Source organism: Pseudomonas imperatae (assembly GCF_057128625.1).
On the sequence record NZ_JBSKHP010000007.1, the window covers coordinates 135,907 to 149,876 of the forward strand.

At 66.8% G+C, this 13,970-nt stretch carries 11 protein-coding genes; 6 read left to right on the top strand and 5 right to left on the bottom strand.

The features are described 5' to 3' along the window. Positions 1 to 344: 344 nt before the first annotated feature. A complete protein-coding gene (gene nadA / locus ACWKWX_RS11120) occupies positions 345 to 1,403 on the top strand; it encodes a quinolinate synthase NadA (RefSeq protein WP_483827771.1) in 1,059 nt (352 codons plus the stop codon). Here nadA and ACWKWX_RS11125 read toward each other — a convergent pair. Next, positions 1,400 to 2,539 carry an OpgC family protein gene (locus ACWKWX_RS11125; RefSeq protein ID WP_416426273.1) on the bottom strand — a complete coding sequence of 380 codons (1,140 nt, stop codon included), beginning with the start codon at positions 2,537 to 2,539 and terminating at the stop codon, positions 1,400 to 1,402. The two genes, nadA and ACWKWX_RS11125, sit on opposite strands and share 4 nt — an antisense overlap. Positions 2,540 to 2,801: 262 nt before the next feature. Here ACWKWX_RS11125 and ACWKWX_RS11130 point away from each other — a divergent pair, with 262 nt between their 5' ends. From ACWKWX_RS11130 to csrA, 3 genes are all read left to right on the top strand, one after another. Beyond that, positions 2,802 to 3,614, top strand: coding sequence for an SDR family oxidoreductase (locus ACWKWX_RS11130; protein WP_416427447.1), 813 nt, complete (start codon positions 2,802 to 2,804; stop codon positions 3,612 to 3,614). A 73-nt stretch (positions 3,615 to 3,687) separates the two neighbouring features. Next, positions 3,688 to 4,020, top strand: a complete 333-nt coding sequence (locus ACWKWX_RS11135) for a YnfA family protein (RefSeq protein ID WP_416426272.1) — start codon at positions 3,688 to 3,690, stop codon at positions 4,018 to 4,020. A 179-nt stretch (positions 4,021 to 4,199) separates the two neighbouring features. After that, the gene (csrA, locus tag ACWKWX_RS11140) at positions 4,200 to 4,400 is read left to right on the top strand and encodes a carbon storage regulator CsrA (protein WP_416426271.1); all 201 of its coding nucleotides are present in this window, start codon (positions 4,200 to 4,202) and stop codon (positions 4,398 to 4,400) included. A gap of 87 nt (positions 4,401 to 4,487) precedes the next feature. On the opposite strand, the gene ACWKWX_RS11145 is transcribed toward csrA, so the two are convergent. Genes ACWKWX_RS11145 through ACWKWX_RS11155 form a run of 3 tightly spaced genes read right to left on the bottom strand, consistent with a single transcriptional unit; the run spans position 4,488 to position 7,190 of the window. Continuing rightward, positions 4,488 to 4,715, bottom strand: a complete 228-nt coding sequence (locus tag ACWKWX_RS11145) for a YheU family protein (protein WP_416426270.1) — start codon at positions 4,713 to 4,715, stop codon at positions 4,488 to 4,490. 39 nt (positions 4,716 to 4,754) lie between these two features. Then, on the bottom strand, positions 4,755 to 6,365 hold the full coding sequence (locus ACWKWX_RS11150) for an FMN-binding glutamate synthase family protein (RefSeq protein ID WP_416426269.1): 1,611 nt from the start codon (positions 6,363 to 6,365) through the stop codon (positions 4,755 to 4,757). A gap of 33 nt (positions 6,366 to 6,398) precedes the next feature. After that, positions 6,399 to 7,190 (bottom strand): helix-turn-helix transcriptional regulator, encoded by a 792-nt coding sequence (locus ACWKWX_RS11155; RefSeq protein ID WP_473004123.1) that lies wholly within the window; start codon positions 7,188 to 7,190, stop codon positions 6,399 to 6,401. Between the two features lie 179 nt (positions 7,191 to 7,369). Between ACWKWX_RS11155 and ACWKWX_RS11160 the strand changes: the two genes are divergently transcribed. Continuing rightward, positions 7,370 to 8,188 carry a carbon-nitrogen hydrolase family protein gene (locus tag ACWKWX_RS11160; protein WP_416426267.1) on the top strand — a complete coding sequence of 273 codons (819 nt, stop codon included), beginning with the start codon at positions 7,370 to 7,372 and terminating at the stop codon, positions 8,186 to 8,188. Between the two features lie 97 nt (positions 8,189 to 8,285). Next, positions 8,286 to 9,611: an APC family permease gene (locus tag ACWKWX_RS11165; RefSeq protein ID WP_483827772.1), complete on the top strand. Its 1,326-nt coding sequence runs from the start codon at positions 8,286 to 8,288 to the stop codon at positions 9,609 to 9,611. Between the two features lie 67 nt (positions 9,612 to 9,678). Here the strand turns inward: ACWKWX_RS11165 and ACWKWX_RS11170 are convergent, their stop codons facing one another. Continuing rightward, positions 9,679 to 13,965, bottom strand: a complete 4,287-nt coding sequence (locus ACWKWX_RS11170; protein ID WP_483827773.1) for a DEAD/DEAH box helicase — start codon at positions 13,963 to 13,965, stop codon at positions 9,679 to 9,681. Between the last annotated feature and the right edge of the window lie 5 nt (positions 13,966 to 13,970).

Here is a 13,970-nt window from a genome sequence, read left to right on the forward strand (position 1 = left end):
CACGACGCGCAGCGGCGGGGGAGTGCCCGGGCGCCTGTCATGGGCGTAACGCAGCAGGGCAGGGAGCCCTTGATTAAACATCCTGTTACAGCCGAGGCTAGCGCAAGTGGCGGGCCCTTGGCTACAGGGGCAAGATGAAAAGTGCCAGGCTGCTGCCACCATCCGTCGTCAGCGGCGGCCAAGGGTGCCCGCACCCGGTAAAAAAATCTTTGGAAATCACATCATTGGCTGTAGCCTTCCCCGGCCCGGCGGTTTGTACCACCAGGGAAACAACGCCCAGGCTCGCGTAAGCCCGGGTGGTATACTCGACTTTCGCGCACAAGCGCCTGCAGGTCTTGACAATAATGACGCAGATTTCCGAACGCCTTCTGGTCCAGGCCCACCTCGATGCCAAGCAGCCCAAGCCGCTGACAGCCGAGCAGGAAGCCGACTACCGTGCCGCCATCGCCGCCGAGCTCAAGGCTCAGGACGCCGTGCTGGTCGCGCATTTCTACTGTGACCCGGTGATCCAGGCCCTGGCCGAGGAAACCGGCGGTTGCGTGTCCGATTCCCTGGAAATGGCCCGCTTCGGCAAGAACCACCCGGCCAAGACCGTGGTGGTGGCCGGCGTGCGCTTCATGGGCGAGACGGCGAAAATTCTTACCCCGGAAAAGCGCGTGCTGATGCCCACGCTGGACGCCACCTGTTCGTTGGACCTGGGTTGCCCGGTGGAGGATTTCTCGGCGTTCTGCGACCAGCACCCCGAGCGCACCGTGGTGGTGTACGCCAACACCTCGGCTGCCGTGAAGGCGCGCGCCGACTGGGTGGTGACCTCCAGCTGCGCGCTGGAAATCGTCGAAAGCCTGATGGACAACGGCGAGACCATCATCTGGGGGCCGGACAAGCACCTGGGCCGCTACATCCAGAAAAAGACTGGCGCCGACATGCTGCTGTGGGACGGTTCGTGCATCGTTCACGAAGAGTTCAAGTGGCGCCAGTTGGCCGACATGAAGGCCCTGTACCCGGACGCCGCCATCCTGGTGCACCCCGAGTCGCCGGAATCGGTGATCGAACTGGCCGACGCGGTGGGTTCCACCAGCCAGCTGATCGCCGCCGCCCAGCGCCTGCCGAACAAGACCTTCATCGTCGCCACCGACCGCGGCATCTTCTACAAGATGCAGCAGCTGTGCCCGGACAAGATCTTCGTCGAAGCCCCCACCGCCGGCAACGGCGCCGCCTGCCGCAGCTGCGCGCACTGCCCGTGGATGGCCATGAACACCCTGGAGCGCACGCTGACGGCGCTGCGCGAGGGCCGCAATGAAATCTTCGTCGACCCGGCGCTGATTCCCCAGGCCATCCGGCCGCTCAAGCGCATGCTCGACTTCACCCAGGCGGCGCGGATGAAACTGTCCGGCAACGCCTAAGCCCGGCTGGGCACGCCCGTCGCCACCGGCGCCGGGCTGGTCAGCCGCTTGTTCCAGTCCAGCCACTGCGCCAGGGCCAGCATCAGGCCCAGGCCCGCCAACGCGGTGGCAACCTGCATGGGCAGGCGGTCATCGCCCAGTGCGTTGGCCATGTCCGCCAGCGGCGCCAGCAGCACGCTCAGGCAGAAGATCTCCAGCGAATAGCGGCCCATCATCGCCACCCTCTGCACCAGCCAGTGCTGCACCCACGCACCGTCCGGCACCAGTTTGCCCACGCAATAGGCCAGCGCCAGGAAGTGCAGCAGGCGCACCGGCGCCAGGTTGGTCTTGCTGATGGGGTACAGGCGCTCGGCGATCCAGGTGGGCATGAAGGCGTCGTGCAACGCCGGCCACTTCCAGCTCAGCGCAACCACCGCGCTGACGCCCAGCGCGATGGCGCAGGCCATGAATAGCGGCTGCTGGCGCAGCGGCCGGGTAGCGGCCACCTGCGGCGCCTGGGCGTGCAGGGCCGCGGCGCCACCCAGCACGAACAGCGCCTGCCAGGCATAGGGGTTGAAATACCACAGGCCGTTGCCGTGGGCGGGAATGTTCCAGCCAAACCACTGGGTCAGGCCATACACCGCCAGCGACACGCCCACCGCGTGCCCCGTGTGCTTGATCAGCACCGGCAGCACCAGCGGCAGCCCCGCCAGCAACACGATGTACAACGGCAGCGGGTCCATCAGGTTGGGCTTGAAGCGCAGCAGCAGCTCATCCACCAGCGCCTGCTGGGGGTTGAGGATGAAGTAGTTGAGGTTCATCTCCTGGATCATGTCGCGGGTTTCGACATGGCTGTTGGCGACGAAAATGATGCCCATCAGCAGCACCAGCAGGAAGATGTGCACGATGTACAGCACCCAGGCGCGGCGCAGGATGCGCACCGTGGCGATCAGGTAGCCGCTGCGCAGGGCGATCTTGCCGTAGGCCAGCACCGCCGCGTAGCCAGCCAGGAACACGAAGATCTCCGCCGCGTCGCTGAAGCCGAAATTGCGCGCGGTGAAGTTGGCGAGCGGGTTTTGCGGTATGTGATCCCAGAAAATGAAGATCAACGCCAGCCCTCGATAGAAGTCGATGCGGTGGTCGCGGCGAGTGATCATGATGAGTGGCCTTGAACGAAAGGTGATGGAATAAGGATAGGCATTCGGCAGGCAGGTTCCGCGTGAAGCATGACGACCGATCAGCGGCGGGGAGGGTCGCGTTTTTTGCCGGCGAATGCAAAACCGGGTTATTACCGAATGTCACAAAAGCGTCGCAAAACGAATGTTTGCATCACCCATTCACTAACCTGATGGTGCATGAGCCTGGCCGCTTCCTTCACTAGACTGGCCTCTACCATTCAAGGAACACAGGGCATTGGCTATGCACAATCGCATGATGATCACTGGCGCCGGCTCGGGCCTGGGCCGCGAGATCGCACTTCGTTGGGCCCGCGAGGGCTGGCACCTGGCGCTGGCTGACGTCAACGAGGCGGGCCTGGCAGAAACGCTGAAGCTGGTGCGCGAGGCGGGTGGCGACGGCTTCGTGCAACGCTGCGACGTGCGCGACTATAGCCAGCTCACGGCCCTGGCCCAGGCCTGCGAGGAGAAACTGGGCGGCATCGACGTCATCGTCAACAACGCCGGCGTGGCGTCGGGCGGCTTCTTCAGCGAGCTGCAGCTGGAAGACTGGGACTGGCAGATAGCAATCAACCTCATGGGCGTGGTCAAGGGCTGCAAGGCCTTCCTGCCGCTGCTTGAGAAGAGCAAGGGCACGATCATCAACATCGCTTCCATGGCCGCGCTGATGCAGGGGCCGGCCATGAGCAACTACAACGTCGCCAAGGCGGGCGTGGTGGCGCTGTCGGAAAGCCTGCTGGTGGAACTGCGCCAGCAGGAAGTGGGGGTGCACGTGGTGTGCCCGTCGTTCTTCCAGACCAATCTGCTCGACTCGTTCCGCGGGCCTACCCCGGCCATGAAGGTGCAGGTGGGCAAGCTGCTGGAAAGCTCGCCGATCACCGCGGCCGACATTGCCGATTACGTTTACCAGCAGGTGGCGCAGGGTGTGTTCATGATCCTGCCACATGAGCAGGGGCGCCAGGCCTGGGCGTTGAAGCAGCAGCACCCGCAGGCGCTGTACGACGAGATGGCGAGCATGGCGGAGAAAATGCGCGCCAAGGCGCGGCAGGGCTCGTAACCACGGCGCTATCCTGAGTATCCTTGAAAAGCCCGGGCCAGACGCCCGGGCTTTTTTCTACCCGGGAGGCGCTGTGCTCAACTATCTGTGGTTCTTTTTGGCGGCGGTCTTCGAAATCGCCGGCTGCTACGCCTTCTATATGTGGCTGCGCCTGGGCAAGAGCGCCTGGTGGACGGTGCCCGCATTGCTCAGCCTGACCTGCTTCGCGCTGCTGCTCACCCGCGTTGAAGCTGCCTACGCCGGGCGTGCCTACGCCGCCTACGGTGGCCTGTACATCGTGACCTCGCTGGCCTGGCTGGCGCTGGTGGAGCGGGTGCGCCCGGCCGGTAGCGACTGGCTCGGCGCGGTGCTGTGCGTGATCGGCGCGAGCATCATCCTGTGGGGCCCGAAACTGCACAGTTCATAAGGGTTGAATGGCGTTCGAATTGGTGTGATTTGGTTCGTTCCTACGGCGTTTCCTCAGACTTTTCTGTAGGCAAAGTCGACAAAGCTTGTAGGGCGATCCTGTTTTGATCCGTAAGCATTGATAGCGGTCAATACCCGGCGCAGTCTCAGGGTTCATTCAATGAGCGTGAGGGTTGGACGATGCTGGTATTGACGCGATCGGTGGGCGAGGCCATTGCCATAGGCGATGACATCTGGGTAAAAATTATCGAGGTGCGGGGCAATCAGGTGCGGTTTGGCATCCAGGCGCCCAAGCACATCGAGATTCACCGTGCCGAAGTGTACCGGCGCATCATGGCGCAGACGGCGCGCGAAGCAGCGGCGGTGATGCACCCAGGTTGACAGCCTGTGGGAGCTGGCTTGCCAGCGAGCTGTTGAGGCGCTAAAAGCTCGCCGGCAAGCCGGCTCCCACATGGCCGGCACGGCTGTTCAGTCGAACAGCTCCTTGGGAATATCGTGCTTGAGCATCAGCGTGCACTGCTGGCTCTCGGGGTCGAACACGATGAAGGCCTGGGCCTTCGCCAGGGCGTGGCGGACCCGCTCCACGCGGGTCTGCAACGGCGTCTCGTCGCCATTGTCGGTGCCGTCGCGGGTGACAAAATCCTCGATCAGCAGGGTCAGGGTCTCGGGCGACAGTTGGTCGTGGGGAATCAGCATGGCAGCTCTCGCAAAATGTCACGCATGTTACCACGCGGCTCAGATGGCATTCGGCTCGAAGCTGTCGGCGCGGGCCATGGCCCACATGCGCTGGTAGAACTCGCCGCTGACCTCGCCACTCAGCAGCTCACCGGGCTTGAGGAACACATGCAGCTGGGAAAACAGCTTCACCTCGGTGGCCGACATGCGCCGCACCAGGTGCTTGGCTTCCAGCTGCGAGGGATGCACCAGGCCGGCGGCGGCGAGCATTTCCGCCAGCGCCTTGAGGGTGTTGTGGTGGAAGTTGAGCACCCGGTTGGCCTTGTCCGGCACCACCAGCGCACGCTGGCGCAGCAGGTCCTGGGTGGCGACGCCGGTGGGGCATTTGTTGGTGTGGCAGCTCTGCGACTGGATGCAGCCGATGGCGAACATGAAGCCGCGCGCCGAGTTGGCCCAGTCGGCGCCGATGGCCAGCACGCTGGCGATGTCGAACGCGCTGACGATCTTGCCGCTGGCGCCCAGCTTGATCTTGTCGCGCAGGTTCATGCCCACCAGGGTGTTGTGCACGAACAGCAGGCCCTCGCGCATGGGCGTGCCCATGTGGTCGGTGAACTCCACGGGCGCGGCGCCAGTGCCGCCTTCCTTGCCGTCCACCACGATGAAGTCCGGCAGGATGCCCGTCTCCAGCATGGCCTTGGCGATGCCCATGAACTCCCACGGGTGGCCCATGCAGAACTTGAACCCCACCGGCTTGCCGCCGGACAGTTCGCGCAGTTGGGCGATGAAATGCATCATCTCGATGGGCGTGGAGAACGCCGAGTGGCGTGACGGCGACACGCAGTCCTCGCCCATCATCACCCCGCGGGTGTCGGCGATTTCGCGGGTGACCTTGTGCTTGGGCAGGATGCCGCCATGGCCGGGCTTGGCGCCCTGGCTCATCTTGATCTCGATCATGCGCACCTGCGGCTCGCGGGCCTGCACGGCGAATTTCTCCGGGTCGAACAGGCCGCTGCTGGTGCGGCAGCCGAAGTAGCCGCTGCCCAGCTCCCAGGTCAGGTCGCCGCCGTGCTCGCGGTGGTATGGGCTGATGCTGCCCTCGCCGGTGTCGTGGGCGAAGTTGCCCAGCTTGGCGCCCTGGTTCAGCGCGCGGATGGCGTTGGCGCTGAGGGCGCCGAAGCTCATGGCGGAAATGTTGAAGATCGACGCCGAGTAGGGCTGGGTGCACTGCGGCCCGCCGATGATCACCCGGAAGCTGGCCGGGTCGCTGAGCGGCGCCGGGCGCATGGAGTGACCGATGAACTCGAAGCCGGGGTGGTACACGTCGATCAGGGTGCCGAAGGGCTTGTCGGCGGTCTCGTTCTTGGCCCGGGCGTACACCAGCGAGCGCTGGGCGCGGGAGAAGGGCAGGGCGTCGCTGTCGGACTCCAGCAGGTATTGGCGGATCTCCGGCCGTATGCCCTCCACCAGGTAGCGGATATTGCCCAGGATGGGGTAGTTGCGGCGCACCGCGTGCGGCGTCTGCAGCAGGTCGAAAATGCCGATCAGGCTGAGCACGCCGCTGCCGAACGCGAACGGCCACAGCCAGTCGTGCTGCATGAACGGCATGCAGGCGAGGGTGAACAGGACACAGGCGGCAAAGAAGGCGTAGCGGCTCAGCAGCGACAGGCTCATGCAATATCCCCGGGTGACCAGTACATGTCAGGCTCAGGTGTTCTGGGCCTGCAGGAATATGGAAAATAGCTCGGATTGCGACTTGATGCCCAGCTTGCTGTACATGTGTTTCTTGTGCACCTTCACGGTTTCCACCGAAATATCCAGCTTGCGCGCGATCTCCTTGCTGGAGCAGCCGCTGAGCATCAGCCGGCCCACGTCCAGCTCGCGCGCGGTGAGCTGCGCGCCCTTGAGCTGCTGCACCGAGGCCTCCAGCTGCACCCGCCAGTCCGGGGCGGCGGCCACCGCGGGCGGGTTGCTGTCCTCGAACGCCAGGCGCTGGCGCAGCAGCGCCAGCACCCACGGCTGGACAAGCGACAGCAGGGCAATCTGCTCATTGCCGAAGCGCTGGGTGCTGCCCAGGGACAGGCACAGGGTGCGGTCGGCGTCGATGCGGCAGTTGAACTGAATCTCGTCGGCCACCACGTTCAGGCGGAAGTAGCGCTGGTAGTATTCAGTCAGCTCGAAATGCTCGGGCGCCACCTCGGCCAGGCGGTACAGGCCGTCGGGGGTAGGCTCGCGGCTGGCGATGTAGAACGGGTCCAGCAGGTACAGGCCCTTGAGGTAGTCCTGGAACAGCTGGTCGGGGCTGCCGTCCTCGCCCGGGCACTCGGCGAACACCACCGGCCGCTGGTTGCTGCTGAAAAGCAGCGCCACCCAGCTGTCGAAGCTGACGTACTCGCCCAGCAGGCGCACCAGGCGGGTCCAGAAATTAGCCTTGTCGAGGCCCTCGATCAATTGCCCGACGGCCCGGTGCCAGGCCACGTCGTCCAGCGAAAGACTCATGCAACTACCCCTATCGGGTTACCCCGGCTGCGTAATTCCCCTGGCGGGGTTGTGCTGCGCATACTGGCTCAATCCCGTAGCAGCTGCCGCCAGGCGGCGTCCGGCGCTACCACGGCGTTGGCAGTGACGCGGCCTGCGGCCGCTGCTACGGGGAATTCGTTATTCAACAAGGAGAACCCATGAAGGTCGAACTTGCCCAGCTGGCGGGCCAGGACAATGCCACCGCGTACAACCTGGAGCGCGCCCTGGCGGCCATTGCCGCGTGCGCCGAGGATACTCGCCTGGTGGTGTTCCCGGAAACCCACCTGATGGGCTTCCCCTCCGCCCACACCGTGGCCGCCGTCGCCGAGCCGCTGGACGGCCCCACCGTGCGCGCCATCGAGCAGGCTGCCCGCGAGCGCGACATCGCCGTGGTGATTGGCGTGGCCGAGCACGACCAGGGAAGGTTCTACAACACCACGCTGCTGATCACCCCCGAAGGCATCGCCCTCAAGTACCGCAAGACCCACCTCTGGGCCTCGGACCGTGGCGTGTTCAGCGCCGGTGACCGCTTCGCCACCACCCTGTGGCAGGGCGTGCGCGTGGGCCTGCTGATCTGCTACGACATCGAGTTCCCGGAAAGCGCCCGCGCCCTGGGGCAACTGGGCGCCGAGCTGATCATCGTCACCAACGGCAACATGGACCCCTACGGGCCCACCCACCGCACCGCAATCATGGCCCGCGCCCAGGAAAACCAGGCGTTCGCGCTGATGGTCAACCGTGTCGGCAACGGCGACGGCGGCCTGGTGTTCGCCGGTGGCAGCGCCCTGGTGGACCCATTCGGCACCCTGCTTGAAGAAGCCGGGCGCGACGAGCAGCAGTTCAGCGTCGAGCTGGACCTGGCCCGCCTGCAAGCCGCGCGCAAGGACTACCGCTACCTGGACGACCAGCGCCTACGCCTGCCCGGTGAGGTGGTAGAGCATGCCAACGGCTTGCGCGAGCTGCTGATCCCACGCTGATCCACCCTTGGCGCGCGGGCCCGCAGAGGCCCGCCGCCCACTGTTTTTGCCGACCTCGGTTCTGCCATAAATCCAATAATTCGCGGAGTAGTCGTACATGGCTCGTTTGCAACGCACCCTTTCCCTGGGTTCGGTAGTGCTGTTCGGCATCGCCTACATGACCCCGATCATCGTCCTGGGCACCTTCGGCATCCTCGCCCAGTCCACCGCCGGCATGGTGCCGGCCGCCTACCTGGCGGCGCTGGTGGCGATGTTCTTCACCGCCATGAGCTACGGGCGCATGGCCGCGGCCTTCCCGGTGGCCGGCTCGGCCTACAGCTACGTGCGCAAGGCCATCAGCCCCAAGCTGGGCTTCCTCGCTGGCTGGGCGGTGCTGCTGGACTACCTGTTCCTGCCCATGGCCATCTGGCTGATCGGCGCCGCCTACCTGGGTTCGGCGTTCCCCGCCGTGCCGCAGTGGCTGTGGGTGCTGGCGTTCATCGGCGTCACCAGCCTGATCAACTGCGTGGGCCTGAAGCTGGCCAACACCGTCAACGCGCTGCTGATGCTGGTGCAGTTCCTGGTGCTGGTGGCCTTCGTCGCGCTGGCCGTGCACTACGTCGCCGGTGACGCCAGCACGCCGCTGTGGACCCTGGCGCCGTTCTTCAACGGCGACATGCAGATGCCCCTGGTGATGAGCGGCGCGGCCATCGCCTGCTACTCGTTCCTGGGCTTCGATGCGGTCAGCACCCTCACCGAGGAGACCCGTGACCCGCGCCGCACCATCCCGCGGGCGATCATGCTCATCACCCTGATTGGCGGGCTGATCTTCGTGGCGGTGTCGTACTTCGTGCAGCTGGCGCACCCCTCGTTCGTGTTCTACAACGTCGACTCGGCGGCCTATGAGATTGCCCGCAACATCGGTGGCGACCTGTTCGTGTCGATATTCATGATTGGCCTGATCGTCGGCCAGTTCGCCTCGGGGCTGTCGGCCCAGGCCAGCGGTTCGCGGCTGTTGTTTGCCATGGGCCGCGACGGCGTGTTGCCCAAGGCGTTCTTCGGCAGGCTCAGCGAGCGCTTCGGCACGCCGGTCAACAGCATCCTGCTGTGCGGCGTGGTGGCGTTGCTGGCGCTGAAAATGGACGTGACCACCTCCACCTCGTTCATCAACTTCGGCGCCTTCCTGGCCTTCAGCCTGGTGAACCTGTCGGTGATCTTCCATTACTGGATCAACGGCGACAAACGCGGGCCGCGAGAAGTGCTGCTGTTCCTGTTGTGCCCGTTGATCGGCCTGCTGGCGGACCTGTGGCTGATGATCAGCCTCGACCACCTGGCGATCATCCTCGGCGTCAGCTGGTTGGCGCTGGGCTGCGTGTACCTGCTGGTGCTGACCGGCGGCCTGCGCCGCCAGCCGCCGGAGATGGATTTCCAGGAAGCGGCTTGACACGCCCCGTTCATGACAAATACCGCGGCTTTGTGGGAGCTGGCTTGCCAGCGAGATTTTCCGGGCCTCAACAGCTCGCTGGCAAGCCAGCTCCCACACTGTGCAGCAACGCGGCGCGCAGCGCTGGGGTTTCGGGTTCCCAATATTGCGGCTTGCCGGCGACGATCGCCGCCACCGGCAAGCCGTCGCGCAGCACCAGGCGGTTGCCGCTGATGGCCGGCACCTTGGCGCCGGGCAGCAAGGTGCCGGCCAGGTTCAGCGGGTCGCTGGCGCTGATGGCCACCAGGCTGTCGTCCAGCGGCCGCCTGCGTACCTCGCGCAGCACCGGAATGGCCTCGGGCAGGGCGAACTGCTCACCCGCCAGGCCGCTGACAAAACGCCCGCCGCGTATCTCGCCGCGCGCCTCCAGCCGATGGTAGGTGCGCAGCAGCTCGCGCCAGCTGGGCAGCCAGTCGGCCTCGCGCTCCAGCAACCGCCAGAACACCACGCCATAGCGGCGCAGCAAGGTCATGGCCACCTCTTCCAGCGGGTCACGCTCGTCGTTGCCCACTGGCCGCAGCAGCGCCCAACGTCCGGCGTCGTCCATGCCGCCGATGAACGCGCCGCGCCCGCGCCGGGGGCTGCGGGCCTGGCGTTTGCTGGCGGGGGTGATCAGCGCGCGCAGGCCGGCGAAGCTGTCGGCGTTCACCATGCCCGCCGACACCAGCTCCTGCAGGGCGGTTTCCAGCTCGCTGCGCAGCAGGTGCGCGTCGCTGCCCAGTTCGTCGAAGAACAGTGCGCCGTGTTGCCCCAGCACCTCGTGCACCTTGCGCGCCCGCGGTGACAGTTCATCCACGCCCACTGCCGGCGACAGGCCGCGCCACAGGTTGGCCCGCGCCCGCGGCAGCAACACGATGGGCGTGCTGCGCAAGGTCGCGGTCAGCGCCTTGCCGCTGGCGGCCAGGCGCGTCCACAGGGTCTTGCCGGTGCGGCAGGCATCGTCCAGCCATTGGCCGCTGTAGCCCTTGAGGCGGCAGGGCAGCAGGTCGCTTTCCCAGGCGCCGGCCGGCGCGCTGTAACCCTCCAGCAGGTCGAGCACCTGGCCCAGGGCCGCCTGGCCTTGCAGGCGGGTGCTGCTGCCCAGGTGCTGCCAGTCGAGCAGGAAGCGCATGAAGTCCTGCAGGCTGACCGGCTCGATCTCCCGGCGCAGGCGCTTGACCGTGTAGCGATGGATGCGCGCCAGCAGGTGGCGCTCGCACCACTGGCTGTCGCGCAGCCCGGGGCGGAACTGGCCGCGCAGCAGGTAGCCCTGGCCTTCGAGCCGCGCCAGCGCCTGCTCCACCTGGGGCAGCGGCAGGTTCAGCGGCCCGGCGATTTCCCCCAGGCGCAGCGGCGCGAAACCGCTCAGGCGCGCGCGCAGCAGTTCCTGGCAGGCAGCGTCGTTGGCCCAGGGCTCGTCGAAGCCGGGCAGCGGCTGCAAGGCCGGCGTGCAGTGTGCGGCGGGGTACAGCGCCTGCAGCAGCGGCAGGCGCTCCACCGCCAGCCACAGCAGCTGGCCGTTGCCGGCGTCCATCAGCGTTGCGCGGCCGCCCGCCGCCAGGGCCTGCAGCCAGCCTTGCCACTCGGGCTGGCCGGCGGTTTCGTGGCTGTTGATGGCGGCCAGTTGCATCAGCGCTTCGTGCATCTCGTCAAGGCTGTGGGGCGCAGGCCAGGCTTCGGCGGCCACGGCGGTGATCGCCTCGGCGTCCAGCGCCCCCAGGTCGTCGGCGGCCTGGGGTTCGTGCCAGCGGCGGCTGAGCACCGCCTGGGTGCGGCGCTCCTCCAGCGGCGCGTCGTCGAGAAACGCATAGGGTCGGGCATTCAGAATCGCCGCGGCCAGCGGCGAGGGTGCCGGCAGGTCGTGGCTGATCAGCCGCACCTGGCCCTGTTCCATGCGCCGCAGCAGGGCCAGCCAGCCTTCGCTGTCCATGGCCTCGTGCAGGCAGTCGTCGAGGGTCTGTTCCACCAGCGGGTGGTCGGGAATCTCGCGCTCGCCGACGATGTTTTCCAGGCAGGCGATCTGGTCGGGAAATACTGTGGCAATCAGGTCTTCGCTTTTCATGCGCTGCACCTGCGGCGCCACCTTGCGCCCGCCGGTGTAGCGCGGCAGCGCCAGGGCCACGCCGGTGGTCCAGCGCCAGCGCACGCCGAACAGCGGCGCGTCGAGCACGGCCTGGATCAGCAGGTGTTCGGCGCTGTTGCTGTTGAGGTAGCGCCACACCTCGTCCAGGGCGAAGCTGTGGCTGGTGGACAGCGACAGCACGATGGCGTCCTCGCTGGCGGCCGCCTGCAGCTCGAAGTTGAAGGTGCGGCAGAAGCGCTTGCGCAGCGCCAGGCCCCAGGCGCGGTTGATGCGGCTGCCGAACGGCGTGTGGATGATCAGCTGGGTGCCGCCGGACTCGTCGAAGAAACGCTCCATGATCAGCGTGTCGCGCGAGGGCAGGGCGCCCAGGGCGTTGCGCGTGCGGGCCAGGTAATCCACCAGTTGTTCGGCGCTGTCGGCGCCCAGGCCCAGCTCGGCCTGCAACTGCTGGACCAGCGCCGGCAACTGGCCGTCGAGGGCGCCCAGGCGGGCGTCGATGTGCCCTTGCAGGCGCGCCACCGCCAGCGAAAGTTCGTCGCTGCGCCCCGGCGCCTCGCCCAGCCAGAATGGAATGTTCGGCGGCTGGCCCTGGGCGTCTTCCACGCGCACCCGGCCGGTCTCGATGCGCAGGATGCGGTACGAGGTGTTGCCGAGCTGGAAAATGTCGCCGGCGATGCTTTCCACCGCGAAGTCTTCATTGACGCTGCCCACGTTCAGGCCCTGGGGTTCCAGGACCACGCTGTAGTCGGCGTTGTCGGGGATGGTGCCGCCGCTGGTGACCGCGGTCAGCTGCGCGCCGCGGCGGCCACGCAGGGTGCCGCTGACCGCGTCGCGGTGCAGGTAGGCGGCGCGCACGCCCTGGCGGCCGCTGTAGCCCTCGGCGAGCATGCGCAGCAGCGCCTGATAATGGGCCGGGTCCAGCTGCGCATAGGGCATGGCCCGCTGCATCAGTGCCAGCAGCGCGTCTTCGTGCCATTCCTGGCAACTGACCTCGGCGATGATCTGCTGGGCCAGCACGTCCAGCGGCGCCCTGGGCACGTGCAGCACATCCAGCTCGCCGCGGCGCACGCAGTCGAGCAGCGCCGCGCATTCGATCAGGTCGTCCAGCGAGGTGGCGAACAGCCGGCCCTTGGGCGTGCCGCCCACCTGGTGGCCCGAGCGTCCTACTCTTTGCAGGAACGCCGAGATCGAGCGCGGCGAGGCGATCTGGCACACCAGCTCGACGTCGCCGATGTCCAGGCCCAGCTCCAGCGAGGCGGTGGCCACCAGCACCCGCAACTCGCCGCGCTTGAGCCGCTGTTCGGCGTCCAGCCGTTGTTCCTTGGCCAGGCTGCCGTGGTGGGCGGCCACCGCGTCGCGGCCCAGGCGGTCGCTCAAATGCCGCGCCAGGCGTTCGGCCAGGCGCCGGGTGTTGACGAAAATCAGCGTGGTGCGGTGCTGGCGGCTCAGCTCGGCGAGGCGGTCGTAGACCAGCAGCCATACGTCGTTGGCCATCACCGCGCCCAGCGGCACTGGCGGCACCTCGATGGCCAGGTCGCGCGGCCGCGCATGGCCGATGTCGACGATGGCGCACGGCCGTTCGTGCCCCACCAGGAATCGTGCCACGCGTTCGATGGGTTGCTGGGTGGCCGACAGGCCGATGCGCCGCAGCGGCGCCGGGCACAGCGCCTGCAAGCGCTCCAGGCTCAGCGCCAGGTGGCTGCCGCGCTTGCTGGCGGCCACGGCGTGGATCTCGTCGACGATCACCGTGCCGACGTTGCCGAGCATCTTGCGCCCCGAGGCCGAGCCCAGCAGCACATACAACGATTCCGGAGTGCTGACCAGGATGTGCGGCGCCTGCTTGCGCATGGCCGCGCGCTCTTTCTGCGGGGTGTCGCCAGTGCGCACCGCCGTGCGGATCGGCACCGGTGGCAGCCCCATGGCCTGCAGTTGCTCGCCGATGCCGGCCAGGGGGTGTTGCAGGTTGATCTGGATGTCGTTGGACAGCGCCTTGAGCGGCGACACGTAAACCACCAGGGTCTGCTCGGGCAAGGCGTCGCCCAGCTGCACCAGGTCGTCGATCACCGCCAGGAACGCCGTCAGGGTCTTGCCCGAACCGGTGGGCGCGGCCACCAGCAGCGATTCGCCGGCCTTGATCAATGGCCAGGCGCGCGCCTGGGCCGGGGTCACGGCCGGGAAGGTGTGCTGGAACCAGGCACGCACGGCGGGGTGGAAACCGTCGAGCGCCGGGTCGTCGGAGGCAGGCAGGTTCATTCAGT